The 21,533-nt window shown below is 61.6% G+C and carries 18 protein-coding genes; 9 read left to right on the forward strand and 9 right to left on the reverse strand.

Annotated elements, in window-relative coordinates; translation table 11 throughout:
• Positions 1-35 precede the first annotated feature (35 nt).
• The 5 genes from dadA to E8E75_RS24035 all read left to right on the forward strand — a co-directional run bounded on the left by dadA (position 36) and on the right by E8E75_RS24035 (position 4,099).
• Positions 36-1,334 (forward strand): D-amino acid dehydrogenase, encoded by a 1,299-nt coding sequence (gene dadA, locus E8E75_RS24015; RefSeq protein WP_120653949.1) that lies wholly within the window; start codon positions 36-38, stop codon positions 1,332-1,334.
• On the forward strand, positions 1,309-1,662 hold the full coding sequence (locus E8E75_RS24020) for a RidA family protein (protein WP_120653950.1): 354 nt from the start codon (positions 1,309-1,311) through the stop codon (positions 1,660-1,662). Before dadA ends, E8E75_RS24020 begins: the two co-directional genes overlap by 26 nt.
• 67 nt (positions 1,663-1,729) lie before the next feature.
• Positions 1,730-2,797, forward strand: coding sequence for an alanine racemase (gene alr, locus E8E75_RS24025; RefSeq protein WP_153919083.1), 1,068 nt, complete (start codon positions 1,730-1,732; stop codon positions 2,795-2,797).
• 198 nt (positions 2,798-2,995) lie between these two features.
• The gene (locus E8E75_RS24030; RefSeq protein WP_120653952.1) at positions 2,996-3,544 is read left to right on the forward strand and encodes a cupin domain-containing protein; all 549 of its coding nucleotides are present in this window, start codon (positions 2,996-2,998) and stop codon (positions 3,542-3,544) included.
• 132 nt (positions 3,545-3,676) lie between these two features.
• Positions 3,677-4,099, forward strand: coding sequence for a c-type cytochrome (locus tag E8E75_RS24035; protein WP_069086241.1), 423 nt, complete (start codon positions 3,677-3,679; stop codon positions 4,097-4,099).
• 232 nt (positions 4,100-4,331) lie between these two features.
• Here E8E75_RS24035 and E8E75_RS24040 read toward each other — a convergent pair whose 3' ends face one another.
• Both E8E75_RS24040 and rep read right to left on the reverse strand, forming a co-directional pair.
• A complete protein-coding gene (locus tag E8E75_RS24040) occupies positions 4,332-4,904 on the reverse strand; it encodes a xanthine phosphoribosyltransferase (RefSeq protein WP_120653953.1) in 573 nt (190 codons plus the stop codon).
• Positions 4,905-4,947: 43 nt separating this feature from the next.
• Positions 4,948-6,960, reverse strand: coding sequence for a DNA helicase Rep (gene rep, locus E8E75_RS24045; protein WP_120653954.1), 2,013 nt, complete (start codon positions 6,958-6,960; stop codon positions 4,948-4,950).
• Positions 6,961-7,216: 256 nt separating this feature from the next.
• On the opposite strand from rep, the gene E8E75_RS24050 reads away from it, so the two are divergent.
• A complete protein-coding gene (locus E8E75_RS24050; protein WP_120653955.1) occupies positions 7,217-8,890 on the forward strand; it encodes a bifunctional diguanylate cyclase/phosphodiesterase in 1,674 nt (557 codons plus the stop codon).
• A gap of 32 nt (positions 8,891-8,922) precedes the next feature.
• On the opposite strand, the gene E8E75_RS24055 is transcribed toward E8E75_RS24050, so the two are convergent.
• Positions 8,923-10,353 (reverse strand): NorM family multidrug efflux MATE transporter, encoded by a 1,431-nt coding sequence (locus E8E75_RS24055; RefSeq protein WP_120653956.1) that lies wholly within the window; start codon positions 10,351-10,353, stop codon positions 8,923-8,925.
• A gap of 138 nt (positions 10,354-10,491) precedes the next feature.
• On the opposite strand from E8E75_RS24055, the gene E8E75_RS24060 reads away from it, so the two are divergent.
• A complete protein-coding gene (locus tag E8E75_RS24060; RefSeq protein WP_120653957.1) occupies positions 10,492-11,409 on the forward strand; it encodes a LysR substrate-binding domain-containing protein in 918 nt (305 codons plus the stop codon).
• Between the two features lie 72 nt (positions 11,410-11,481).
• Here E8E75_RS24060 and E8E75_RS24065 read toward each other — a convergent pair whose 3' ends face one another.
• From E8E75_RS24065 to E8E75_RS24090, 6 genes are all read right to left on the reverse strand, one after another.
• Positions 11,482-12,465, reverse strand: a complete 984-nt coding sequence (locus tag E8E75_RS24065) for a fimbrial protein (protein ID WP_162945860.1) — start codon at positions 12,463-12,465, stop codon at positions 11,482-11,484.
• A 55-nt stretch (positions 12,466-12,520) separates the two neighbouring features.
• Positions 12,521-15,013: a fimbria/pilus outer membrane usher protein gene (locus E8E75_RS24070; protein ID WP_256660892.1), complete on the reverse strand. Its 2,493-nt coding sequence runs from the start codon at positions 15,011-15,013 to the stop codon at positions 12,521-12,523.
• Positions 15,014-15,107: 94 nt separating this feature from the next.
• Positions 15,108-15,827 carry a molecular chaperone gene (locus E8E75_RS24075; protein ID WP_280359847.1) on the reverse strand — a complete coding sequence of 240 codons (720 nt, stop codon included), beginning with the start codon at positions 15,825-15,827 and terminating at the stop codon, positions 15,108-15,110.
• A 58-nt stretch (positions 15,828-15,885) separates the two neighbouring features.
• Positions 15,886-16,482: a fimbrial protein gene (locus E8E75_RS24080; protein ID WP_120653961.1), complete on the reverse strand. Its 597-nt coding sequence runs from the start codon at positions 16,480-16,482 to the stop codon at positions 15,886-15,888.
• A 519-nt stretch (positions 16,483-17,001) separates the two neighbouring features.
• A complete protein-coding gene (betT, locus tag E8E75_RS24085) occupies positions 17,002-18,978 on the reverse strand; it encodes a choline BCCT transporter BetT (RefSeq protein WP_153919080.1) in 1,977 nt (658 codons plus the stop codon).
• 112 nt (positions 18,979-19,090) lie between these two features.
• Positions 19,091-20,125 (reverse strand): YifB family Mg chelatase-like AAA ATPase, encoded by a 1,035-nt coding sequence (locus E8E75_RS24090; protein ID WP_280359848.1) that lies wholly within the window; start codon positions 20,123-20,125, stop codon positions 19,091-19,093.
• Between E8E75_RS24090 and E8E75_RS24095 the strand changes: the two genes are divergently transcribed.
• Together E8E75_RS24095 and E8E75_RS24100 are read left to right on the forward strand one after the other, a co-directional pair.
• Positions 20,055-20,672, forward strand: a complete 618-nt coding sequence (locus tag E8E75_RS24095) for a hypothetical protein (protein WP_280359878.1) — start codon at positions 20,055-20,057, stop codon at positions 20,670-20,672. The genes E8E75_RS24090 and E8E75_RS24095 overlap by 71 nt on opposite strands.
• Complete coding sequence (locus E8E75_RS24100) at positions 20,669-21,433, forward strand: hypothetical protein (RefSeq protein ID WP_280359849.1); 765 nt, start codon at positions 20,669-20,671, stop codon at positions 21,431-21,433. Before E8E75_RS24095 ends, E8E75_RS24100 begins: the two co-directional genes overlap by 4 nt.
• Positions 21,434-21,533 lie beyond the last annotated feature (100 nt).

The raw sequence follows: 21,533 nt of genomic DNA on the forward strand, positions 1-21,533 counted from the left end.
ACGCAGCGGAATCCCCGTTGCGAATGGAGACAGACATGCGAGTAATGGTCCTTGGCAGTGGCGTGATCGGTACGACAAGCGCCTATTACCTGGCCCAAGCAGGGTTCGAGGTGGTCGTGGTCGACCGCCAGAACGCCGTGGCCATGGAAACCAGCTTCGCCAACGCTGGCCAGGTTTCCCCCGGTTATGCATCGCCTTGGGCGGCGCCCGGCGTGCCGCTGAAGGCCGTCAAATGGATGCTGCAGCAGCACGCGCCGCTGGCCATCCGTACCACCAGCGACATCGATCAGTACCTGTGGATGACGCAGATGCTGCGCAACTGCACCGCCGCCCGCTATGCGGTGAACAAGGAGCGCATGGTGCGTCTGTCCGAGTACAGCCGCGATTGCCTCGACGAACTCCGTGCTGAAACCGGCATCAGCTATGAAGGCCGTGCGCTCGGTACCACCCAACTGTTCCGCACCCAGGCTCAGGTCGATGCTGCCGCCAAGGACATCGCCGTACTCGAAGCGTCCGGTGTGCCCTACGAACTGTTGGATCGTGATGCCATCGCCCGCGTCGAACCGGCCCTGGCCAACGTCAAGCACAAGCTGGCCGGCGCCCTGCGCCTGCCCAACGACCAGACCGGCGACTGCCAGATGTTCACCACCCGCCTCGCCGAGATGGCGGAGAAGCTGGGCGTGGAATTCCGCTTCGGTCAGAACATCGAGCGCCTGGACTTCGCTGGTGACCGCATCAACGGCGTGTGGATCGATGGCAAGCTGGAAACCGCAGACCGCTACGTGTTGGCGCTGGGCAGCTATACCCCGCAAATGCTCAAGCCGCTGGGCATCAAGGCGCCGGTCTATCCGCTCAAGGGGTATTCGCTGACCGTGCCGATCACCAATCCGGCCATGGCTCCGACCTCGACGATTCTCGACGAGACCTACAAGGTCGCCATCACTCGCTTCGACAACCGCATCCGCGTGGGCGGCATGGCCGAGATCACCGGCTTCAACCTGGACCTGAATCCGGCTCGCCGCGACACCCTGGAGATGATTACTGCCGACCTCTACCCGGAAGGCGGCGATCTGTCCCAGGCAGTTTTCTGGACCGGCCTGCGCCCGGCGACCCCGGACGGCACGCCGATCGTGGGTGCCACTCCGTTCCGCAACCTGTTCCTCAACACCGGGCACGGCACCCTGGGTTGGACCATGGCCTGCGGTTCCGGCCGCCTGCTGGCTGACCTGATGGCGCGCAAGCGTCCGGAGATCAGCGCAGAAGGCCTGGATATCTTCCGCTACGGCAATTCCAAAGAGACCCCGAGCAATGCCAATCCAGCGCCTGCGCACTGAAACCCGTTACAGCGAAATCGTCATCCACAACGGCACGGTCTACCTGGCTGGCCAATTGGATGAGAAGCACAGCGCGGGCGTCGGCCAGCAGACTCGCGAAACCCTGGCCGCGATCGACGCGATGCTGGACGAAGCCGGTACCGACAAGAGCCGCATCCTGTCGGTGACCATCTACCTGAGGGACATGGCGGCGGACTATGCCGCGATGAACGCGGTGTGGGATGCGTGGGTGCCTAAAGGCGCCGCTCCGGCCCGTGCCTGCGTCGAGGCGAAGATGTACTCGCCCGATGTACTGGTAGAAATGACAGTCGTCGCCGCTCTTCCTTAAGTTTCTTGCTCAGCCCGGCGTTCGCGCCGGGTTTTTTCCACCCGATCAAATAGAAGAAGCCCTCGCCATGCGTCCCGCCCGTGCCCTGATCAATCTTGAAGCCCTGCGTCATAACTACCGCCTGGCCCGCGAAGTCAGCGGCGCCAAGGCGCTCGCCGTGGTCAAGGCTGATGCTTATGGTCATGGCGCGGTGCGCTGCGCCCAGGCGCTGGAATCCGAGGCCAATGGTTTCGCGGTGGCCTGTATCGAGGAGGCGCTGCAACTGCGCGCGGCCGGCATCCGCAAGCCGATCCTGCTGCTGGAAGGTTTCTTCGAAGCTGATGAACTGGAGCTGATCCAGGAGCACGACTTCTGGACCGTGGTGCACTCCAGCTGGCAGTTGGAGGCGATCGAACGCACCAACCTGCACAAGTCGCTGACCGTTTGGCTCAAGCTGGATTCGGGCATGCACCGCGTTGGCCTGCACCCGGCCGAGTACCGTGATGCCTGGCAGCGCCTGCAGGCGAGTGGGAAGGTCGAGAAGATCGTATTGATGAGTCACTTCGCCCGCGCCGATGAACTGGATTGCACCAGCAGCGTTAAGCAGGTGGCCGTTTTCGAGCAGGCCCGCGCCGGGCTCGAGGCCGAAGTCAGCCTCCGAAACTCCCCGGCTGTGCTGGGCTGGCCGCAAGTCCCAAGTGATTGGGTGCGACCTGGGATCATGCTCTACGGTGCGACGCCCTTTGAGCAGCCCAATTCACTGGCGGAGCGCCTGAAGCCGGTGATGACCCTTGAGTCGAAGATCATCAGTGTGCGCGAGCTGCCTGCGGGCCAGCCGGTTGGCTACGGCGCCAAGTTCGTCACCGAGCGCCCGACTCGTGTCGGTGTGGTCGCTATGGGATACGCCGATGGCTATCCGCGCCATGCGCCCACCGGCACCCCGGTGAGCATCGATGGACGGCCGAGCCGTCTGATTGGCCGGGTCTCTATGGACATGCTCACGGTTGACCTCACCGATCTGCCCGATGCAGGCCTGGGCAGCCGCGTCGAACTCTGGGGCAATGAGGTTCTGGCCAGTGAAGTGGCCGCGCACGCCGGCACCATTCCCTACCAGATATTCTGCAACCTGCGCCGGGTGCCGCTCGTCTACAGCTGATTTCAATTTCACGGCGAACTGATCGGTATATTGATCATTTCGCCGACATTACCTGTTATTTTCCCGACGTTCTCCAGTGCTCACCTGGGGAGGGTAAAGTTCGTCCCGGATCAACAGCCGAAGTGTTGTAAATACTGAACGCTGTTGCCATGATACGGCGACCGTGACTACCCCTGATCCCCAAGGAGGATCCCGCCATTGGACGTCGGCGTTCGACTGCAAGCCATCCGTAAGCTGAAAGGCCTGTCCCAGCGTGAGCTCGCCAAGCGCGCGGGTGTCACCAACAGCACGATTTCCATGATCGAGAAGAACAGTGTCAGCCCTTCCATCAGTTCGCTGAAGAAGGTGCTGGGGGGTATTCCCATGTCGCTGGTGGAGTTCTTCTCCCTCGATCTTGAGCAGGAAAACCAGGTCCAGGTGGTTTATCGGGCATCCGAACTCACCGATATCTGCAGCGGTGCCATCACCATGAAGCTGGTGGGCAAGGCCCACCCAAGCCGCGCCCTGGCGTTCCTCGACGAGACCTATCCGCCAGGTTCCGACACGGGCGATGAGATGTACGCCCATGAAGGAGAAGAGGCCGGCATGCTCGTGGAAGGCCGCTTGGAACTGACCATCGGCAGTGAGGTGTACGTTCTCGAGCCTGGCGACAGCTATTACTTCGAAAGCAGCAAACCGCACCGCTTCCGCAACCCGTTCGATGCCCCGGCACGCCTGATCAGCGCGACCACCCCGGCGAACTTCTGAATTCCATTACCGCCACGCACATTTCCCTGCGACAAGTTGGGTTGTTTCAGCGCGGCGGACTAACCGTATATACTTCCGCCCGCTCGCGAAACCGTGGCCGCGGGCGATACTAGCCACGATGAGGGTGTAAGGGTGAACCTAATCAAGAAGATGCTGGCGGCCCATGCTGCCGTATTGGCCCTGTGGGCTGTTAGCGCCCAGGCCGCGACCGACGACGCCATTGCCGAGCGAATCAAGCCGGTAGGCGAGGTCTGCGTACAGGGTCAGGAATGCAAGGGCGTTGGCGCCGTAGCAGCCGCTGCTGGCGGCGGTGCGCGTACGCCGGACGACATCATTGCCAAGCACTGTGGCGCTTGCCACACCGCTGGCGTGCTGGGCGCACCGAAGATCGGTGATACCGCTGCCTGGAAAGAGCGTGCTGACCACCAGGGCGGTCTCGACGGCATCCTGGCCAAGGCCATCACCGGCATCAACAGCATGCCGCCGAAAGGCACCTGCGCTGACTGCACCGATGATGAGCTGAAAGGCGCCATCAAGAAGATGTCCGGCCTGTAACAGCGCCGACATCAATGAAAAAGCCGCCCAAGGGCGGCTTTTTCATGTCTGCTCGCTGCGACCTGTTGTCGCAGCTACTGGTCTTCCCGCTGTGGGTGGCGGATTCATTCCGCGGGGCCGGCCGAACTCAGTCCCGTCGGTTGGGTAGAGCAAGGCGGAACCCAGCCTTCGGCAGCACGTAGTCCTGCTTGGCGAATGAATTCGCCCCACAACATGGCGAGCCGATCGCGGGTCAGTCGAGGAAGGCGACCTGGCCGTCGGCAAGCGATGCGACGCGTGCGAGGGACTCGATCCGATAGCCTTCGCTTTCCAGCAGTGCGCGGCCTTCCTGGAAGGACTTCTCGATCACGATGCCGAGCCCGGCGACGTTGGCGCCGGCCTGCTGGATCAGGTCGATCAGAGCCTTGGCGGCGTGGCCGTTGGCGAGGAAGTCGTCGATCACCAGCACGTTGTCTGCGGAGGTCAGGTGCTTGGCCGAGATGGCGATGGTGCTCTCGGTCTGCTTGGTGAAAGAGAACACCTTGGAGATCAGCAGATCGTTCTTCAGGGTCAGCGACTGGAACTTGCGGGCAAAGATCACCGGCACGCCCAGTTCCAGGCCAGCCATCACCGCTGGCGCGATGCCGGAGGCCTCGATGGTGACGATCTTGGTGACGCCCTGGCCGCGGAACCGCTCGGCGAACTCATGGCCGACCTGCTGCATCAGGCGCGGATCAATCTGGTGGTTGAGGAAGGCGTCGACCTTCAGTACCTGGTCGGACAGGACAATGCCTTCTTCACGAATCTTCTGTTTCAGCGCTTCCACGCCAGTACCCTCATGTATGGCCCGGTCTGCGCCGGGATATTGATTACGACTTCTTCAGCATGGCACGGATGTCGGACAGGGCTGTGTTGCCGCGCGCGGCCTTCACCTCCACTGGTGCGTCGTCCATGCCTTCCCATTCCAGGTCTTCCTGGGGCAGTTCTTCCAGGAAGCGGCTGGGGGAGCAATCGATGATCTCGCCGTACTGCTTGCGCTTGGCGGCGAAGGTCATGGCCAGGTTCTGCCGCGCGCGGGTGATGCCCACGTAGGCCAGGCGGCGTTCTTCTTCGATGGTGTCCGCTTCGATGCTGGAGCGGTGGGGGAGGATGTCCTCTTCCACGCCCATGATGAAAACGTAGGGGAACTCCAGGCCCTTGGAGGCATGCAGGGTCATCATCTGCACACCGTCGGCACCTTCTTCTTCCTCCTGCTGACGCTCGAGCATGTCGCGCAGCACCAGTTTGGCGATGGCTTCCTCGATGGTCATGCCGCCTTCTTCATCGCGCTCCAGAGTGTTCTTCAGGGCATCGACGAGGAACCAGACGTTGCCCATGCGGAAGTCGGCGACCTTGTCGCTGGAGGCGTTCTGGCGGATCCAGTTTTCGTAGTCGATGTCCATCACCATGCTGCGCAAGGCGGCGATGGGATCGTTCTGCGCGCATTGCTGGCGCACGCCGTCGATGAAACGCTTGAAGCGCTGCAGGCGCTCGGTGAAGCGGCTGTCGAGGTGCTCGGACAGGCCCATTTCGTCGCACGCGGCGAACATCGACACGCCGCGCTCGGTGGCGTAGTTGCCGAGCTTCTCCAGGGTCGTGGAGCCAATTTCCCGGCGCGGTACGTTGATCACCCGGAGGAAGGCGTTGTCGTCGTCCGGGTTCACCAACAGGCGGAAGTAGGACATCAGATCCTTCACTTCCTGGCGACCGAAGAAGCTGGTGCCACCGGACAGCCGGTAGGGAATCTGGTGGTGCTGGAGCTTGAGCTCCATCAGCTTGGCCTGGTGGTTGCCCCGGTAGAGGATGGCGAACTCGCTGTAGGGCCGCTGGGTGCGCAGGTGCAGGGTGAGGATTTCCATGGCGATGCGCTCGGCCTCGGCATCCTCGTTGCGGCAGCGGATCACCCGGATCGGATCGCCCACGCCCATTTCGCTCCACAGCTGCTTCTCGAACACGTGGGGGTTGTTGGCGATGAGGATGTTCGCGCATTTGAGGATGCGGCTGGTGGAGCGATAGTTCTGCTCCAGCATCACCACCTTCAGCGACGGGAAGTCTTCCTTCAGCTGCATCAGGTTTTCCGGCCGCGCACCACGCCAGGCGTAGATCGACTGGTCATCGTCGCCGACCACGGTGAACTGGGCGCGATGCTGCACCAGCAGTTTCACCAGCAGGTACTGGCTGGCGTTGGTGTCCTGGTACTCGTCCACCAGCATGTAGCGCACACGGTTCTGCCACTTTTCCAGGATGTCGGGATTGTCCTGGAACAGCTTCACCGGCATCAGGATCAGGTCGTCGAAGTCCACCGCGTTGTACGCCTTGAGCGTGCGCTGGTAGTGCAGGTAGACGACGGCAGCGGTCTGCTCCTTCGGGTTGCGCGCCTTGGCCAGCGCCTCCTCCGGCAGGATCAGGTCGTTCTTCCAGTTGCCGATGTAGCCCTTGATCTCGTCGACGCCATCATCCCCGGCATATTCCTTCTGCATGATGTCAGTCAGCAGCGCCTTGATGTCCGACTCGTCGAAGATCGAGAACCCGGGCTTGAAGCCCAGGCGCGCGTGCTCCTTGCGGATGATGTTCAGGCCGAGGTTGTGGAAGGTGGAGACCGTCAGGCCCTTGCCTTCGCCGCCGCGCAGCAGTGTGCTGACGCGCTCTTTCATTTCGCGCGCCGCCTTGTTGGTGAAGGTCACCGCGACGATGTATTGCGCGCGGATTCCGCACTGCTGCACCAGGTAGGCGATCTTGCGGGTGATCACGCTGGTCTTGCCGGAGCCGGCGCCGGCGAGCACCAAAAGCGGACCACCGACGTAGTTCACGGCTTCCTGTTGCCGAGGGTTGAGTCGGGACATGCTGGGGCTGGATCAAGGCGAATGGCCGCGCATTCTATCAGGCCGGCCGGGTTGTACCGAAGTACCTCTGGGCAACTGTGATGCAACCTCGATTGCTGGTGAGTTGCCCTTGGAAATTTCCACGCAGCCAGTACGATGTTGCTGTCTTCATCGGCGAATTGGTGAAGTCCGCGCAGGGATGCGTGGTAAGAGCGACGCCGAAATGGCGCAGCCTGGCGCGAAAGCGCCGAAGAATCTGTGACCCCGGGGAGGTCATTTGTCCGCGCTCGTCGAGCCCCTGCGCATGCTCCTGCTGGCGGAATCGCCGGCCTGGGCTGAATTGCTTCGCGAACTCATGGCCGCGATGGGCAGCGCATCCTCCCTGATCACCGCCACCTCCTGGGACGTGGCAAGCAGCCTGGCCGACGAACTCGATTGCGCCCTGGTGCTCTGTACCCCGCGCCTGCTGCCTTCGGCCGGGCGCTGCTCACTGCCGATCATCCTGCTGCTGGAAGAAGAGCCCGCCGAAGCCCCCCAGGGAGTCAGCGACTGGCTGGTTCGCGAGCACCTGGGCCCAGACACGTTGCGCCGCACGCTGCGGCACATCCGTGAGCGGCGGAACCTGCAGCACGCCCTGGAACGTCTGGCCGAGCAGGACCCGCTCACCGGAATCGCCAACCGCCAGGGCTTCCAGACCCTACTGGCCGCGCGCCTGGTGGAATACGAAGGGCGTGGCCTGGCCCTCGGCCACCTGGACCTGGACAACTTCCGCCATGCCAACGACGCCCTCGGCTACCAGGCCGGTGATCGCCTGATCCTCCAGGTGGTGGCGCGGCTCAGGGCGCAATTGCGCGCCGGTGACCAGCTGGCGCGCCTGGGCAGTGACGAGTTCGGTCTGCTGCTGGATACCCGACGCGATCCAGCGCGTGCGGTGCGGGTCGCTGAACGTATCGCCGAGGCTCTGGCCGAACCCTACCAAGTAGACGGCGAGAGCCTGCTGCTGGGCTGCAGCCTGGGGCTGGCCTACGCCAGTACCAGCGAGGGTGCCGATCCGTTGATGTGGCATGCCCACATCGCCATGCAACAGGCCAAGGCCAGCCAGGGTTGCACCTTCCATGTCTTCGATGAGCGCATCAATCGCAGTGCCCGCAGTCGCGCCGATCTGGAGAGCGAACTGCGCCGTGCGTTACGCCGGGACGAACTGGAACTGCACTACCAGCCGCGACTGTGCCTGGAGACCGGCAACATCCTTGGGCTGGAGGCTCTCGTGCGCTGGCGCCACAACGAGCGCGGCCTGCTTACGCCCAACGAATTCGTACCGTTGGCTGAGGAAAGTGGCCTGATCGTGCCATTGGGCTACTGGGTGATCTCCCGCGCCCTGCGCGACATGCAGTGGCTGCGGGGGCGAGGGCTGCCGCCGTTGCACATGGCGGTGAACCTGTCGTTCCGCCAGTTCCAGGACAGCCAATTGCTATCCACGCTAAGCCGGCTGATCCGCGAACGCGGGGTCGATGCGCGCTGGCTGGAGTTCGAACTGACCGAAACGGCGGTGATGCGCCGCAGCGAGCAGGTGCGTCAGACCATGGATGCATTGGGGCATCTGGGTGTGCGTTTCTCCCTCGACGACTTCGGTACCGGCTTCTCGTCCTTCGTTCACCTCAATAGCCTGCCCATTGCGCTGCTGAAGATCGACAAAAGCTTCGTTGGCGGCATGCATGACCGCCCCGAGAACCGCCAATTGGTGAAAGCCATGATCAACCTGGCGCAGAACCTCAAGTTGGAAGTGGTGGCCGAGGGTGTGGAAAACGCCGAGCAGCTATCGCTGTTGCGCCAGTTCGGCTGCAATCAGGTCCAGGGCTACTGGATCAGTCGACCACTGCCACTGGCCGAGCTGGCGCGATTCCTGGTGTTCGGCGCGCGCCAGGCGCTGATTGCCCGCCAGGAACCCTGAGCCAGCTACGCGCCGACCTTGCAGGGGCGATATCAATCGCCAAGCGGGTCGCAGGTTTGCACGAGGGCAGCTTCGCCGCCCCTGGCGAATGAATTCGCCCCCACAGGCTCTGGCTGCAACAGCCGCGCAGTTTTCCATTCGAAACCCAGCGTCAGCCCCAGCGCTGCGCACGCCAGCCCCAGCGCGAGACCCCACCAGACTCCGGTCGCGCCCCAGCCCAGGGGGAAGGCCAGCAGCCAGGCTGTCGGAGCGCCCACCAGCCAGTAGCAGCCAAGGCCGACCAGGAAAGTGGTCTTGGCGTCCTTGAGGCCACGAATGGCGCCCATGGCGATGGTCTGGATGCCGTCGAACAGCTCGAACCAGGCCGCCACCGCCAGCAGGCTCACCGCCAGTTGCACGATGCCGTGGAACTCCGGGGCATGGCGGTCGAGGAACAGGCCCACTACCAGCTCCGGCGCGACCCAGAACAGCACCGCGAAGGCGAGCATGCAGCCGGCGCCGAAACCGATACCCAGGCGCCCGGCGCGGCGCGCTTCCTCAAGCCGACCAGCACCAAAATGCTGGCCGATGCGGAAGGTCACCGCGTAGGAAATCCCCACCGGAACCATGAAGGCCACGTACACCGACTGGATGGCGATTTGGTGCGCCGCCAACTGAGTGCTGCCCAGGGCGCCCATGCACAGGGCGGCGAAGGCGAACAGGCCGGACTCCACCGCATAGGTGCCGCCGATGGGCAGGCCCAGGCGCACCAGTTCGGCCAGCGCCTCGCGGGATGGCCGTTGCAGACCCTTGAGCAGCGGATAGGCCGAATAGGCCGGGTTGCGCACGATATGCCAGGCGAGCAACAACGCCATCGCATTCATCACCACGGCAGTCACCAGGCCAATGCCCGCGAGGCCCATTTGCGGCAGGCCGAACATACCGTGGATCAGCGCGTAGTTGAGGAGGAAGTTGGTCAGCGCCCCACCAATGCTGATGGCCATGACCGGTCCGGGTCGGCCGATGGCGCTGGTGAAACCGCGCAGGGCCATGAAGCCGAGATAGCCGGGCAGGGCGAAGACCAGCGTGGAAAGGAACTGCATGGCGCCTTCCACGCTTTCTGGCGCCTGGCCGAAGGCGAGCAGGATAGGCTTGAGATTCCACAGCAGCAGGCCCGCGCCCAGGGCCATGGCGAAGGCCAGCCAGAGGCCGCTCTGGGTCAAGCGGGTAGCGCCGACTTTGTCGTCGGCGCCGTGGCGGATGGCGACCAGATTACCCACGGCGGCGATCACGCCGACACAAAAAATCGACACGAAGGAGTAGCTGGCAGCACCCAGGCCACCACCGGCCAGGGCTTCGGGGCCGATCAGGCCCATCATCACGGTGTCGGTGAACACCATCACCACATGGGCCAGTTGGGCCGCGATCAGCGGTCCGGCCAGGCGCAGTATGGCGACCAGTTCATTGCGTATGCTCTGCGGCATGAGTAAGGCTCACTGTCTCGGAGGGCCGGCCAATTCCCTTGGCCAGCTTTGGATTCAGCAATTCTCCGAGCCTTGAACCTGCAGCACAAAAGGAAAAAAATGATGCCATCCATGACTTTGACTCATAGGTAAAGGCATATGTCGCGCCGCCTGCCCCCGCTCTACGCCCTGCGCGCCTTCGAGGCTGCCGCCCGTCACGCTTCCTTTACCCGCGCTGCCGAGGAGCTGGCCATCACCCAGAGCGCGGTCAGCCGGCACATCCGCACGCTGGAAGATCACTTCGCCTGCCGATTGTTCGAGCGCCAGGGGCGCAATCTGCAGCTCACCGAGCCGGCGCGCATGCTGCTGCCCGGCCTGCGGGATGGTTTCGATGCTCTGGAGCGCGCCTGCATCACGCTGCGGATCGACGACGCCACCCTGCGCCTGAAGGCGCCTTCGACGCTCACCATGCGCTGGTTGCTGTCGCGCATCAGCCGCTTCCGGCACCTCAATGACGACATCGAGGTGCAACTGACCAGTGCCTGGATGGATGTGGACAAGGTGGATTTTCAACATGAGCCGTTCGATTGCGCGGTGCTGCTCAGCGACGGTCACTTCAGCCAGGACTGGGAAGTGACCCTGCTCTTCAGCGAATGGCTGATACCAGTGTGCGAGCCATCGCTGGTCGCTGAACCCTGGGACCTGGCGCGGCTGAAAGGAACCGAACTACTGCACCCGACGCCGGACCGCCGCGACTGGCGTCGTTGGTTGCAGCGCATGGGGCTGGGGGAGGAGGTCTCCCTCAAGGGAGGGCAGGTGTTCGACACACTGGAGCTGGGCATCGTCGCCGCCGCGCGCGGCTATGGCGTATCCATCGGTGACCTGGTGATGGTGGCGGAAGACGTTGCCGGGGGGCGCATCGGCCTGCCCTGGCCCACGGCGGTGGCCAGTGGCGATAGCTACTACCTGGTCTGGCCCCGCGCCCGCAGCGGCCAGGACCGCCTGCGGCGCTTGCGTGATTTTCTGCAGGCGGAGGTGGCGGCTATGCAGCTTCCGAAGGTGGAGCTGCTGGGCTAGCTGGCTGTTGAAAAGCGACCTTTGTTGCCGAGGCCGAAACCAACTGCCGGGGGCGCGCCGACTTCATCAAGCTCACCGATAACTCAGGGTGAACGTCGCGTGGCCGTTGGCAAATCCCGGCACGATGGTGGGTTGCGTCTGGATGAAGCGTGCGGAGAGGGGAATGGTGAGTCTCTGATTGCCGATCCCCTGGCCATTGGGGACCGGCCACTGGTTCTCGTTGCCCGATTCGCTCGAGTCCGGGCCGTACCTGACCGGCTGGGTGCCGTTGAGCACTTGGATGGCGACGCCAGAAGCGGTGGAGCTGGGGGCAAGGCTCAACTGGTCCGTTCGATTGGCGGGGGCGGTCTGGTCGGTCATCGTCATGTACAGGTTGGTTGTCACGCCTTCCACACCACCGGAGCATTCCAGCGTGATGGCAAACGTTTTTTCGGGCGATGTTGAACCGACTCCTGTGAAGATTGAGGTGCTGACCTTCTCAAGTGGGACGTCGAGCGTCTTTTGCGTGGCGTTGCAGGTGGGTGTCGTGGGCTTGATTTCAAGGCTGTTGCCCGACCATGAGTAAATCACCTCGTCCTCATAATCAGTGAACCGACGGGCAAACTCCCCGGAGAGTTTTCCGCCACCGGTAATCGGGCCTGTTTTGACCAGTTCGAGTGTGATTGGATGAGGGTATACGCTCTCGCTCCAGATCTGTGATTTGCACTGCCCCGGCCAATAGCCGGTATAGCAAACAAATGGGGACTTCAAGCGGAAGCTGATACCTGGGATGCCGGAAGCGTAGAGCTGATGACCTGTCGATGGGGTCGTGCCCTCCATATAGATGCTAGTGATGGCGACAAAGCATTTTTGGGGCTCTACGCGTTGCGGAGAAACATCGCCGGTCCAGAAAGTAGTGTTGTTGGGGACGCTCGGGTCGACAGTGATTTCCGGCGGTCCTGCCATGTAGAACCTGTAGGGGCCATCGGGACATCTAGCTGCCATGGCCGTCGAGGGTAGGGTGCCCAGGGACAAGGCGATGCTGGCCCAGAACAGCGTGTCAGTACATCTACTCATCATTGACTCCGGATAGCTGAGTGGGGGCGCATATGGCGCTTGCCGTGCGGGGGGCTCAACGGCTCTGGCACAGCGCGGCGAAGCGTTCGTAGGTGAGTGCCTTGTTCACGGGGGGCAGATCGTAGTTGACCGAACAGCTATTGCCTTCCCAGCGCACGTCCAGCCGCCCCTTGTCCTGGCTGCCGAACACCAGCAGGCGCGAGCGGTGGTCGACGATGCCCAGACTCTTGCCTTCTTCGTCAAAAGCCTGGGCGCCGAAGGGCACCTTCTTGCCGGTGTCCAGGCTCAGCTCGAACTGCAGGCGGCGGCCGGTTACCGCGGCAAAGCGGCCTTTGACCACGGCGCCACGGGTGGGCACGACCCTCTGGGCGTTTTCGGTGATATCGGTGCTGGTATCCAGGGTGGTGGTGTCCAGGTTCAGCCAGTTGTAGCGGTAGGGTTGGACATAGGGCACCACGGCGTAGCCCCGGCTGTCGGTGCGGATGGCTCCATGGCTGTCGAGGCCGATGCCGCTGGTGTCTGGTACCTCCACCAGGGCGAAGGTTTCGCCTACCGACTGGCCGAAGGTGACGCCGCCGCTGTGCAGCACTACCGACCCGCTTGCGCCCAGGTCCGTGTGCTTGCTGTCCCGCGTGAGGCTGTAGTTGGCGCTGAGCGAGGCCCTGGCCGTGTCCCAGCCCAGGCCGAAGCTGCCTGAACCTTTATTGTCCTTGCTGTAGCCGGCCTGGGCGGAATAGTTGACCGTGTTCTTGTCGTCCAGGAAGCCGGATACGCCGCTCTGCAGGCTGGAGTCGCCATGGCGCGAAGAGACGGCGTTGCTAGAGGCACGATGCGAGTTACCCTGGCCCAGGGGGAAGCTCACGGATGCGGTGAACTGGGTATCGGACTGCCCCATGGAGCCTGCCTCCTGGGTGCGCGAGACGGCCAGGCTGTAGCTGGCGGTGCGGACGCTGTCGCTGTAGCCGAGCTGCCAGCGGCGGGTATTGCCTTGGCGGTTCCAATAGTTGGTTTCGCCCGCGCTGACGAATAGCGAGCCGCGCGCCTGGAGCGACTGGTTGATGGTCAGGTCGAAGCGGCTCTTCTGCCGGCCGACGCGCTCGCCGCTGACGTAGTCCATGTCCTCCACGTGCTGGCTGAGGGTGCGGTAGCCATCGGTGGAGTAGCGGTAGCCGACCATGGTGAAGGTGGTGTCGGTGGCGCTGACTGTCTTCGAATAGAGGAAACGCGCGCTCTGACCCTGTTTTCGCCCGCCGCGCTGGGGTTTCGACTGGCTGTTGGTGACGTCGAATGACAGCCCGCCGTAGCCCGAGTTGATGCCTATGCCCAGGTTCACCGCGTTGTACTTCTGCGTCGCGAGCAGGCCGCCGTAACCGGTGAGGTTATCGGTGGCGCCATAGACCGCCGTGCCCTGGGTGAAGCTGGGTGAGGACTGCCCTTCGGTATGGTACTCACCCGCCGCCACGCTGTAGCGCAGGCTGCCCTTGCGGGTCATCACCGGCAGGTAGGAGTAGGACTGGCTATAGGTTCTTTCCCGCCCGTCGGCCTCGATGATCTTGATCTGGAGATCGCCGTTGGAGCCGTTGGGGTAGATGTCGGTGATCTCGAAGGCGCCCGGCGAAACGCTGGTGGAGTACACCACATAGCCGTTCTGGCTCACTTCGACCGTGGCATTGGTCTCGGCGATGCCATGCACCACCGGCGCGTAGCCGATCTCGTTGTCGGGCAGCATGCCGATGTCGGATTTGAGCTGGATGCCGCGCATGCGCACGCTGTCGAAGATGTCGCCATGGGTGTACAGCTCGCCGAGCGACAGGGTGCCTTTCAACTGGCGGATATCGCGTTCGAGGAAGTTGCGGTCGCTCCTGAGCTTGTTGCGCATGCCGGTGCCGCCGCGCAGGGACGCCTCGTTGCGCAAGCGCCAGCCGAGCAGGTTCAGACCGTTGCGCAGGCCGACGTAGCGGTAGTCGCTGGTCTGGCCCGGGTTGCTGTTGCGGCTGAAGTTGGCCTGGTAGTTGGTGAAGAGCGCGGTGATGCCGTCGTCCCAGAGGGACGGATCGACATAACCCCGCGAATGCCGCTGTACGTAGGCGTGCGGCATGCTAATCAGCAGGGCCAGTTCGTTGACCTCGAACTCCACCGATGCGCCCGGAACGAGCGCTGCGATATCCAGTGGCGTGCTGTCGTCTGTATCGGCCGGAATTAGGTTCTCCCGCATCAGCCGTGCCACGTCCACGCCCAACTCTTTGAGCAGGCCGGCCCGAATCACCGGGCGAACGTCGGCGTTCCCGGGGTTGGCGCTGAAGTTGATGCTCTGACGGCGGAATATCGACTGATTCAGGTAGACGTCGACGTCGTACGAGCCCGGGCGTACCGTGCTGCCCTGTTCGAAGTACTTGAGTTCGACAGGGGCGTCACGGCCCTGGAGAAAGTCGGGGTTGAATTCTACCGCCGGGGAAGTGCTGGGCAGCGCCAAGCTCAGGGCCATGAAACAGGGCGCCCCGGAATAAGGTGAAATCTTCAAGTTGGGCCTTTTCCGGGAAATGGACACGAGTTTGTTCCTCTGGATAACTTCCATGCGTCGACTGGAGATAAGCTTTCAGTGTTTTAGGCGAGGCTGATTGATCTCGATTCAGGGGGGGCGATCAATTGCTCATGGCGCTGGAGTATTTATCGAGGCCGCCGAAGTCGTTCACGATCTGGAATTCTATGTTCATGTCGTTGATTGAAGTGACTCCGGTCAATTCCTTGATATCGAACTGGCTACTCGATCTTGGTCTGACCATGTCCACTGATATGTCATAGGACTTGCTGCCGTTCTTTAACTTCGCATCAGCGAGGGATACATGGAATGCCGAGTTATTGATCACTTCCATCCTGGGTTTTCCGCCTTGCTGGATAAGGCGCCATTTCAGCTCCATAGGGGCATCCGCGGCGGCTCCCGGCAGGCCGGCCGGCCGGTAGAAAACCTTGATGCGCTGGCGCAGGGCAATTTGCACGGTGTTGTCGTTCGCCGATTTCTGCGGGATTTCCTGGACGCTTAGTCGGAACACAGACTCTCGGTCCGTTGGCAGGCCCTGACCCTGGAAAAGGATGCGCAAGCTCTGTTGCCTGTTGGCACCCAGTCGGCTGAGGTTGGGTGTAATGGCGAACGGCAAGTCCTGGGAGTCATCGGGGCCTTCAATTTCCATCCAGGACTGGATCATGACGTCTTCCGGTGCCTGGTTTCTCACCAGTATCGAAGTCTCCTTCGCGGGCGCCTGCAGCACGACCCGGGTGCCGCTCAATGTGATGCCTGCGTTGGCCAGGCCGGAAGACAGCAACAGCAGGCCGGCCCAGAGGGTTCTGGAAGTCAGTCGTTTCACGTTGATCTCGCATCTGGAAGCGAGGGGTGTGGAAGCACCCCACCGCTTGTGGCTGGACTTACTTGTAAGTCAGGGTGAACGGCAGGGTGCCGTTGGCGCTGCCGGGTGTGGGTGCGGCGGCGCTGGATTTCACGTAGGCCGCGCGCATGGACAGTGAGGCTTTGTACTTGACCGGAGCGCTGCCGCTCGCGACCAGGGGGGCATCGATGGTGTCGTTGGCGGAAAGGTTCAGCAGTTTGCCGTCGTCGTTATAGAGACCGATGCCGACGCCAGTGGCGCTACCGGTGGTTTTCAGCAGGTTGAGATTCTTGGCGTCGATGCCAGAGCCGGATTTCGCGTCGAGACGCAGCATGACGGTGGTCAGGCCGCTGCCGGTGCTGCCGCAATCCAGCTCCAGGTTGATATCGGTACCGGCAGTGACGCCGCCGCCGGCACTGCCGCCCAGGGAATCGATAGGCACCTTGCCGAGGTCGACGTTGACGAGCTGGTTACCCTTGCCGCCACCGCCGACGCTGGTGCCGGGGCCGCCGGTGATAGCGCAGGAAGCGGAGGTGAGTTGGCCGGTGAAGTTGATGGTTCCGTCCGCAGCGACTGCGGAGTTGAGCAGGAGGCCGGTTACGGCCGTGGCAAGCATGCCTTTAATTGGAATAGACAAAATAGCGCTTCCTTAATTCTGGTTGAGGCGACTCGTGATCGTGCTCTTTAAGAGCCTCGCAAAGTTTAAGGAAGTAAAAAGATGCATCAATAAGCTCAATTCCGGCCGTCTTGGCGAATTGACCTTTTGTACTTGTAGGTTTTTTCTTGAAGGGGTCTCAGGGAGCTTGTGTATTGGTTGATTGCTATTGGTGTTCAGTGGAAGGGGTTAATTACTAATGCTTGTATGTGGATTCTGACAGTTTTTTCTGATTAATGTTAATAAGTGTTTCGGGTTGTTTGTTTCAATAGAGGTGGCCAGTCGCACAAGTGGTATTTCATCTGGACTTGGGAAGCCACGTCATTAGTCGGCCATCTCTAGTGCGGGCCACGCCGGTGAGAGCGAAGCCAAACCCAGATGCTTGGCCAGGCTGGCTCCCCGGCAGCCCTTCTCCTGATGGGAGAGGGGGCCAAGGTCCACCAACGGCGGGGCCCGCTTCCCCTCCCGCTGGCAGAGGAAGCGGCATGAGCCGAGCACCCCTCAGCGCACGACGTGCAGGAAGTGCAGGTGCTTCTCGTACTGGTCGAGCAAGTCGCCGATCACTTCCTCTCGGCTCCAGCCCATTACGTCGTAGTCCTGCCCGCCCTCACGCAGGTACACCTCGGCGCGGAAGTACTTGCGTGCGTCAGTGCCTTCGTCGTTGCCATCACGGCCCGCGAAGCGCGGTAGCGGCAGGGCGCGGGGGCGGACCTCGTAGCTGAAATCGACTTCGCTGCCGTGACCGACATTCAACTTGCAGCGCCCGTCATGACCGTTCTGTATGTCCACGTCGTAGCCCTGCTTGCGCAGCTCCTCGGACACATCCTGGCAGGCGGGTCGTACGACTTCCTCGATGAATCGGGTGACATGGGTGCGGCGCGGGAACATCAGGATGTTGCGCAGGCGCCGTTGCCAGCCGCCTTGTTGGCGATGGGGTGGGCGCGAGAGGTTGAGGGCCTGGTAGCGAATGCCACGCTTGGTGGCATCCAGGCGCAGCGCCTTGAGCAGGCCCCAGGTCGCCGCCAGCAGCACCACGGCGAAGGGCAGGGCGCTGGCGATGGTCGCGGTCTGCAGGGCCTTCAGGCCATCGGCAACCAGCAATGCCATGGCCACGACACCCATCAGGATCGACCAGAACAGGCGCTGCCAGAGCGGCGTTACCTCCCGGCCGCCCGAAGCCAGCATGTCGACCACCAGGGCGCCAGAGTCGGCGGAGGTGACGAAGAACACCACCACCATCAACACCGCCACCACGGAGAGCAGGCTGGAGAACGGGAACTGCTGGAGGAAGGCGAAGAGCGCCAGCGAACTGTCCTGGGCCACGGTGTCCGCGAGGCTGCCAACACCCTCGTGCAGCACCATGTGGATTGCCGAGTCGCCGAACACGGTCATCCATAGCAGGGTGAAGCCGGCCGGCACGAACAATACGCCGCAGACGAACTGGCGGATGGTGCGCCCGCGGGAAATGCGGGCAATGAACAGGCCGACGAAGGGCGACCAGGACAGCCACCAGCCCCAGTAGAGCAGGGTCCAGCCGCCGATCCAGTCGCTGGATTCATAGGCGTAGAGATTGAAGGTCTTGCTGACGATCTCGGACAGGTAGCCGCCGGTGTTCTGGATGAACGTCTTGAACAGGAACACGGTGGGGCCCAGCAACAGCACCACGACCAGCAGGATGACCGCGAGTACCAGGTTGAGCTCGGAGAGGATCTTGATGCCTCTGTTCAGGCCGCTGGCCACTGACAGCGTCGCCAGGGCACAGGTGCCGGCGATCAGCCCCAACTGCACTGGCACGCTCACGGGCAGGCCGAACAGCTGGTTCAGGCCGCTGTTGATCTGCAGCACGCCATAGCCGAGCGACGTGGCCACGCCGAATACGGTGCCGATGATGGCGAAGATATCCACAGCGTGGCCGATAGGCCCGTAGATGCGCTCGCCAATCAGCGGGTAGAGCGCCGAGCGCAGCGTCAGGGGCAGGTCATGGCGGAAGCAGAAGAACGCCAGGATCAGCGCGACGATCGCGTAGATCGCCCAGGCATGCAGGCCCCAGTGGAAGAAGGTCAGCTTCATGGCCTCCCTGGCGGCGGCCACGGTGTTGGGGTCGCCTACCGGCGGGTTGGCGTAGTGCATCAGCGGTTCGGCGACGCCGAAGAACATCAGGCCGATGCCCATGCCGGCGGAGAACAGCATGGCGAACCAGGTGCCGTTGCGGTATTCGGGCTGGCTATGGTCGGGCCCGAGCTTGATGTCCCCCAAGCGGCTGACGGCCAGGAAGACGACGGTAATGAGGATCAGGGCGACCGTCAGGACATAGAACCAGCTGGCGTTGACGATGATCCAGTCCTGGATGTGGATGAACAGCGCTTGCGCCTGATCGCGGGCGAGGGTGCTGTAGAGCACCAGGGCGATGATGAGGATGGCCGAACCGAAAAAGACCGGCGGATTGAGGGTGGATTGCGAAGACGAACGTGCCTCCATTGAGCTAGCTCTCCTTTTAATCGGATGGCCGCCAAGGGCGGAAGGCGCGCAATTCTAGCAATTTCGATAGAAAAAGTCTTTCGCTGGCTAAGTTGCAATAGTTTCTATTGCTTCATGTCATGGTTTCCGGGCGGTACTGCAGGGCTTCGCCGAGGTGATGGCGGGCTATGGTTTCGGCCTGCTCCAGATCGGCTAGGGTGCGAGCCACCTTGAGGATGCGATGGGCTGCACGCAGGGAGAGATTGAGGCGTTCGCAGGCTGCTTCCAGCCAGGCGCGGTCTTCGCTTTCCAGGGCGCAATGCTGGCGCAGGCCCTTGAGGTCGAGGAAGGCGTTGGCGCACCCCTGGCGTCGGAGTTGCACGCGGCGTGATTGCGCCACCGTCGCGGCAACTTCCGCGCTGCCGGGCCCCGTGCTTGTCGGTGGCTCCAGGGCGGTTGCTTCGCGGGCAACTGTCAGGTGCAGGTCGATCCGGTCAAGTAGCGGGCCGGACAACTTGGCGCGGTAGCGCTGGATCTGCTCCGGGGTACAGCGGCATCGCCCGGCCGGGTCGCCGAGATATCCACAGGGGCAGGGGTTCATTGCCGCGACCAGTTGGAAGCGCGCTGGAAAACGCAGCTTGTCATGGGCGCGGGCGATGACGATCTCACCGCTTTCCATGGGCTCTCGCAGGACCTCCAGCACCTTGCGCTCGAACTCCGGCAGTTCATCGAGGAACAGCACGCCCTGATGCGCCAGGGTGATTTCGCCCGGCTTCGGCCGACTACCACCACCTACCAGCGCGGCACCGGAGGCGCTGTGATGGGGCTGGCGGAAGGGGCGTTGCGGCCAGCTCGTCAGCGGTGCATGGCTGGCAACCGAGTGGATGGCCGCCACTTCCAGGGCCTCATGCTCTTCCAGCGGTGGCAGCAGACCAGGCAGGCGACTGGCCAGCAAGGTCTTGCCGGTGCCGGGCGGCCCGCAAAGCAACAGGTTATAAGTGAATACACCAATAATAGTTAACAACGCCTGTGGCTGTTCTACACGGATGGCGATGTGATATACCGCTGCCTCAGGCACAACATGGACCGGAGTTGCTATGACTGCAGCGAAGTTGCGTATTGACCTATCCCAGGGTCTGATTGAGGTTGAAGGTACCGAGGATTTCATTCTGGAGATTTACGGAGACTTCAAGGAACGGCTTGGTCAAGTCGCTCCATCTACTCCTACTCCCGTCAGTCGAACCGTGGAAGCTCCAATTCCCCTTCAAGAGCCCACTCCTGTAGTCCCGTCTACGGCTTCAACCTCTAAAGCCACCAAGCCAGCTGCTCCCAGAGCAAGCAACTCTTCGCCCTCCCGGAAAGTGAAGCGTAATGAGCCGAAGTTTCTTAGCGACCTTGATCTGACTAAAGGGAAGCTCGGCCGTCTCAAAGACTTCCATGGCACATATGCACCGAAGACAAACATGGAGCACAACTTGATCTTCACATATTTCCTCAAAGACGGCTTGGATTTCGAGGAGATCAATGAAGACCACCTGTTCACTTGCTACCGTGCCACAAGCATTAAAATACCCAAGGCACTTCGTCAAAGCGTCTTGGACACTGCCCAGACTAAAGGCTGGGTTGAGACTGATCCTACAGGAGTAATTCGGCTCACAATCGCCGGACGCAATCATCTTGAACACGATCTCGCGAAAAACGTGCCGACTGAATGAGCAAGCTAGAAACATTCGCTCTTAGCATACCCGACCTAGCTAATCGATCGGCTTCACAGCTGGTCGATTACTTTGTTTATTACTTGACCGTAATTAATGAAGCTCAAGCAGCACGGAGTGTTGAGATTGGGAAGTGCTTTGCGGAGTTACGCATATCACCGTACAGCAATATTAGCCAATACCTAGCCCGAAGCTCTGCTAAGGGGAAATCCCAGAAATTCCTTAAGCTTAAAGACGGTTACGTACTCAACCGCCAAAGTCAGCTCGAAATTCAAAAGACTTTGCATTCTGGCCCTGCACGCGTTGAAACGAGCCTATTGCTACGAAATCTCTTGCCAAATGTAACCGACCTGCATGAGCAAAGTTTCCTCCAAGAAGCGATAGACTGTTATGAAATTGGCGCCCGGCGTGCCGCCATTGTTATGACGTGGATGCTTGCAGTTGATCACTTGTGCAAGTACACGTTTGAGAAACACTTAGGGGATTTCAATCAAGTCCTTTCGCTGAATGCCGACAAGAGAGTCAAGATCACGGCCGTAACAAAGGAAGATGACTTTTCAGAAATTCCGGAAGGAAAGTTTATTGAGCTTCTCCGTCAAGCTGGAATTATAACAAATGACGTAAGGAAGATCCTGGAAGTTAAGCTTGGCATACGCAATACTGCGGCTCATCCATCTGCCATATCTGTATCAGAAGTAAAGGCAACGGACTTCATCATTGATCTCGTTGAGAACGTGGTTATCAAATATAAACGAGCATAAGTGAACTCCGCCAAATAAAGAAAAGAACAGAAATTTTCAGGCCTTATTGACAGGTCGAGAAACTGTGGTAACTTGGTCGTTCAGTCCAGAAATGGACGCA

Source organism: Pseudomonas sp. BN606, from assembly GCF_029873115.1.
In the GTDB taxonomy this organism is placed as follows: domain Bacteria; phylum Pseudomonadota; class Gammaproteobacteria; order Pseudomonadales; family Pseudomonadaceae; genus Metapseudomonas.

Coding starts and splice junctions, on each gene's coding strand:
- alr (WP_153919083.1), top strand. CDS start 1,730: ATGCGTCCCGCCCGTGCCCTGATCAATCTTGAAGCCCTGCGTCATAAC.
- E8E75_RS24055 (WP_120653956.1), bottom strand. CDS start 10,353: ATGCCGCAGAGCATACGCAATGAACTGGTCGCCATACTGCGCCTGGCC.
- E8E75_RS24095 (WP_280359878.1), top strand. CDS start 20,055: ATGACTGCAGCGAAGTTGCGTATTGACCTATCCCAGGGTCTGATTGAG.
- E8E75_RS24020 (WP_120653950.1), top strand. CDS start 1,309: ATGCCAATCCAGCGCCTGCGCACTGAAACCCGTTACAGCGAAATCGTC.
- rep (WP_120653954.1), bottom strand. CDS start 6,960: ATGTCCCGACTCAACCCTCGGCAACAGGAAGCCGTGAACTACGTCGGT.
- E8E75_RS24065 (WP_162945860.1), bottom strand. CDS start 12,465: ATGAGTAGATGTACTGACACGCTGTTCTGGGCCAGCATCGCCTTGTCC.
- E8E75_RS24100 (WP_280359849.1), top strand. CDS start 20,669: ATGAGCAAGCTAGAAACATTCGCTCTTAGCATACCCGACCTAGCTAAT.
- E8E75_RS24060 (WP_120653957.1), top strand. CDS start 10,492: ATGTCGCGCCGCCTGCCCCCGCTCTACGCCCTGCGCGCCTTCGAGGCT.
- betT (WP_153919080.1), bottom strand. CDS start 18,978: ATGGAGGCACGTTCGTCTTCGCAATCCACCCTCAATCCGCCGGTCTTT.
- E8E75_RS24090 (WP_280359848.1), bottom strand. CDS start 20,125: ATGAAATCCTCGGTACCTTCAACCTCAATCAGACCCTGGGATAGGTCA.
- dadA (WP_120653949.1), top strand. CDS start 36: ATGCGAGTAATGGTCCTTGGCAGTGGCGTGATCGGTACGACAAGCGCC.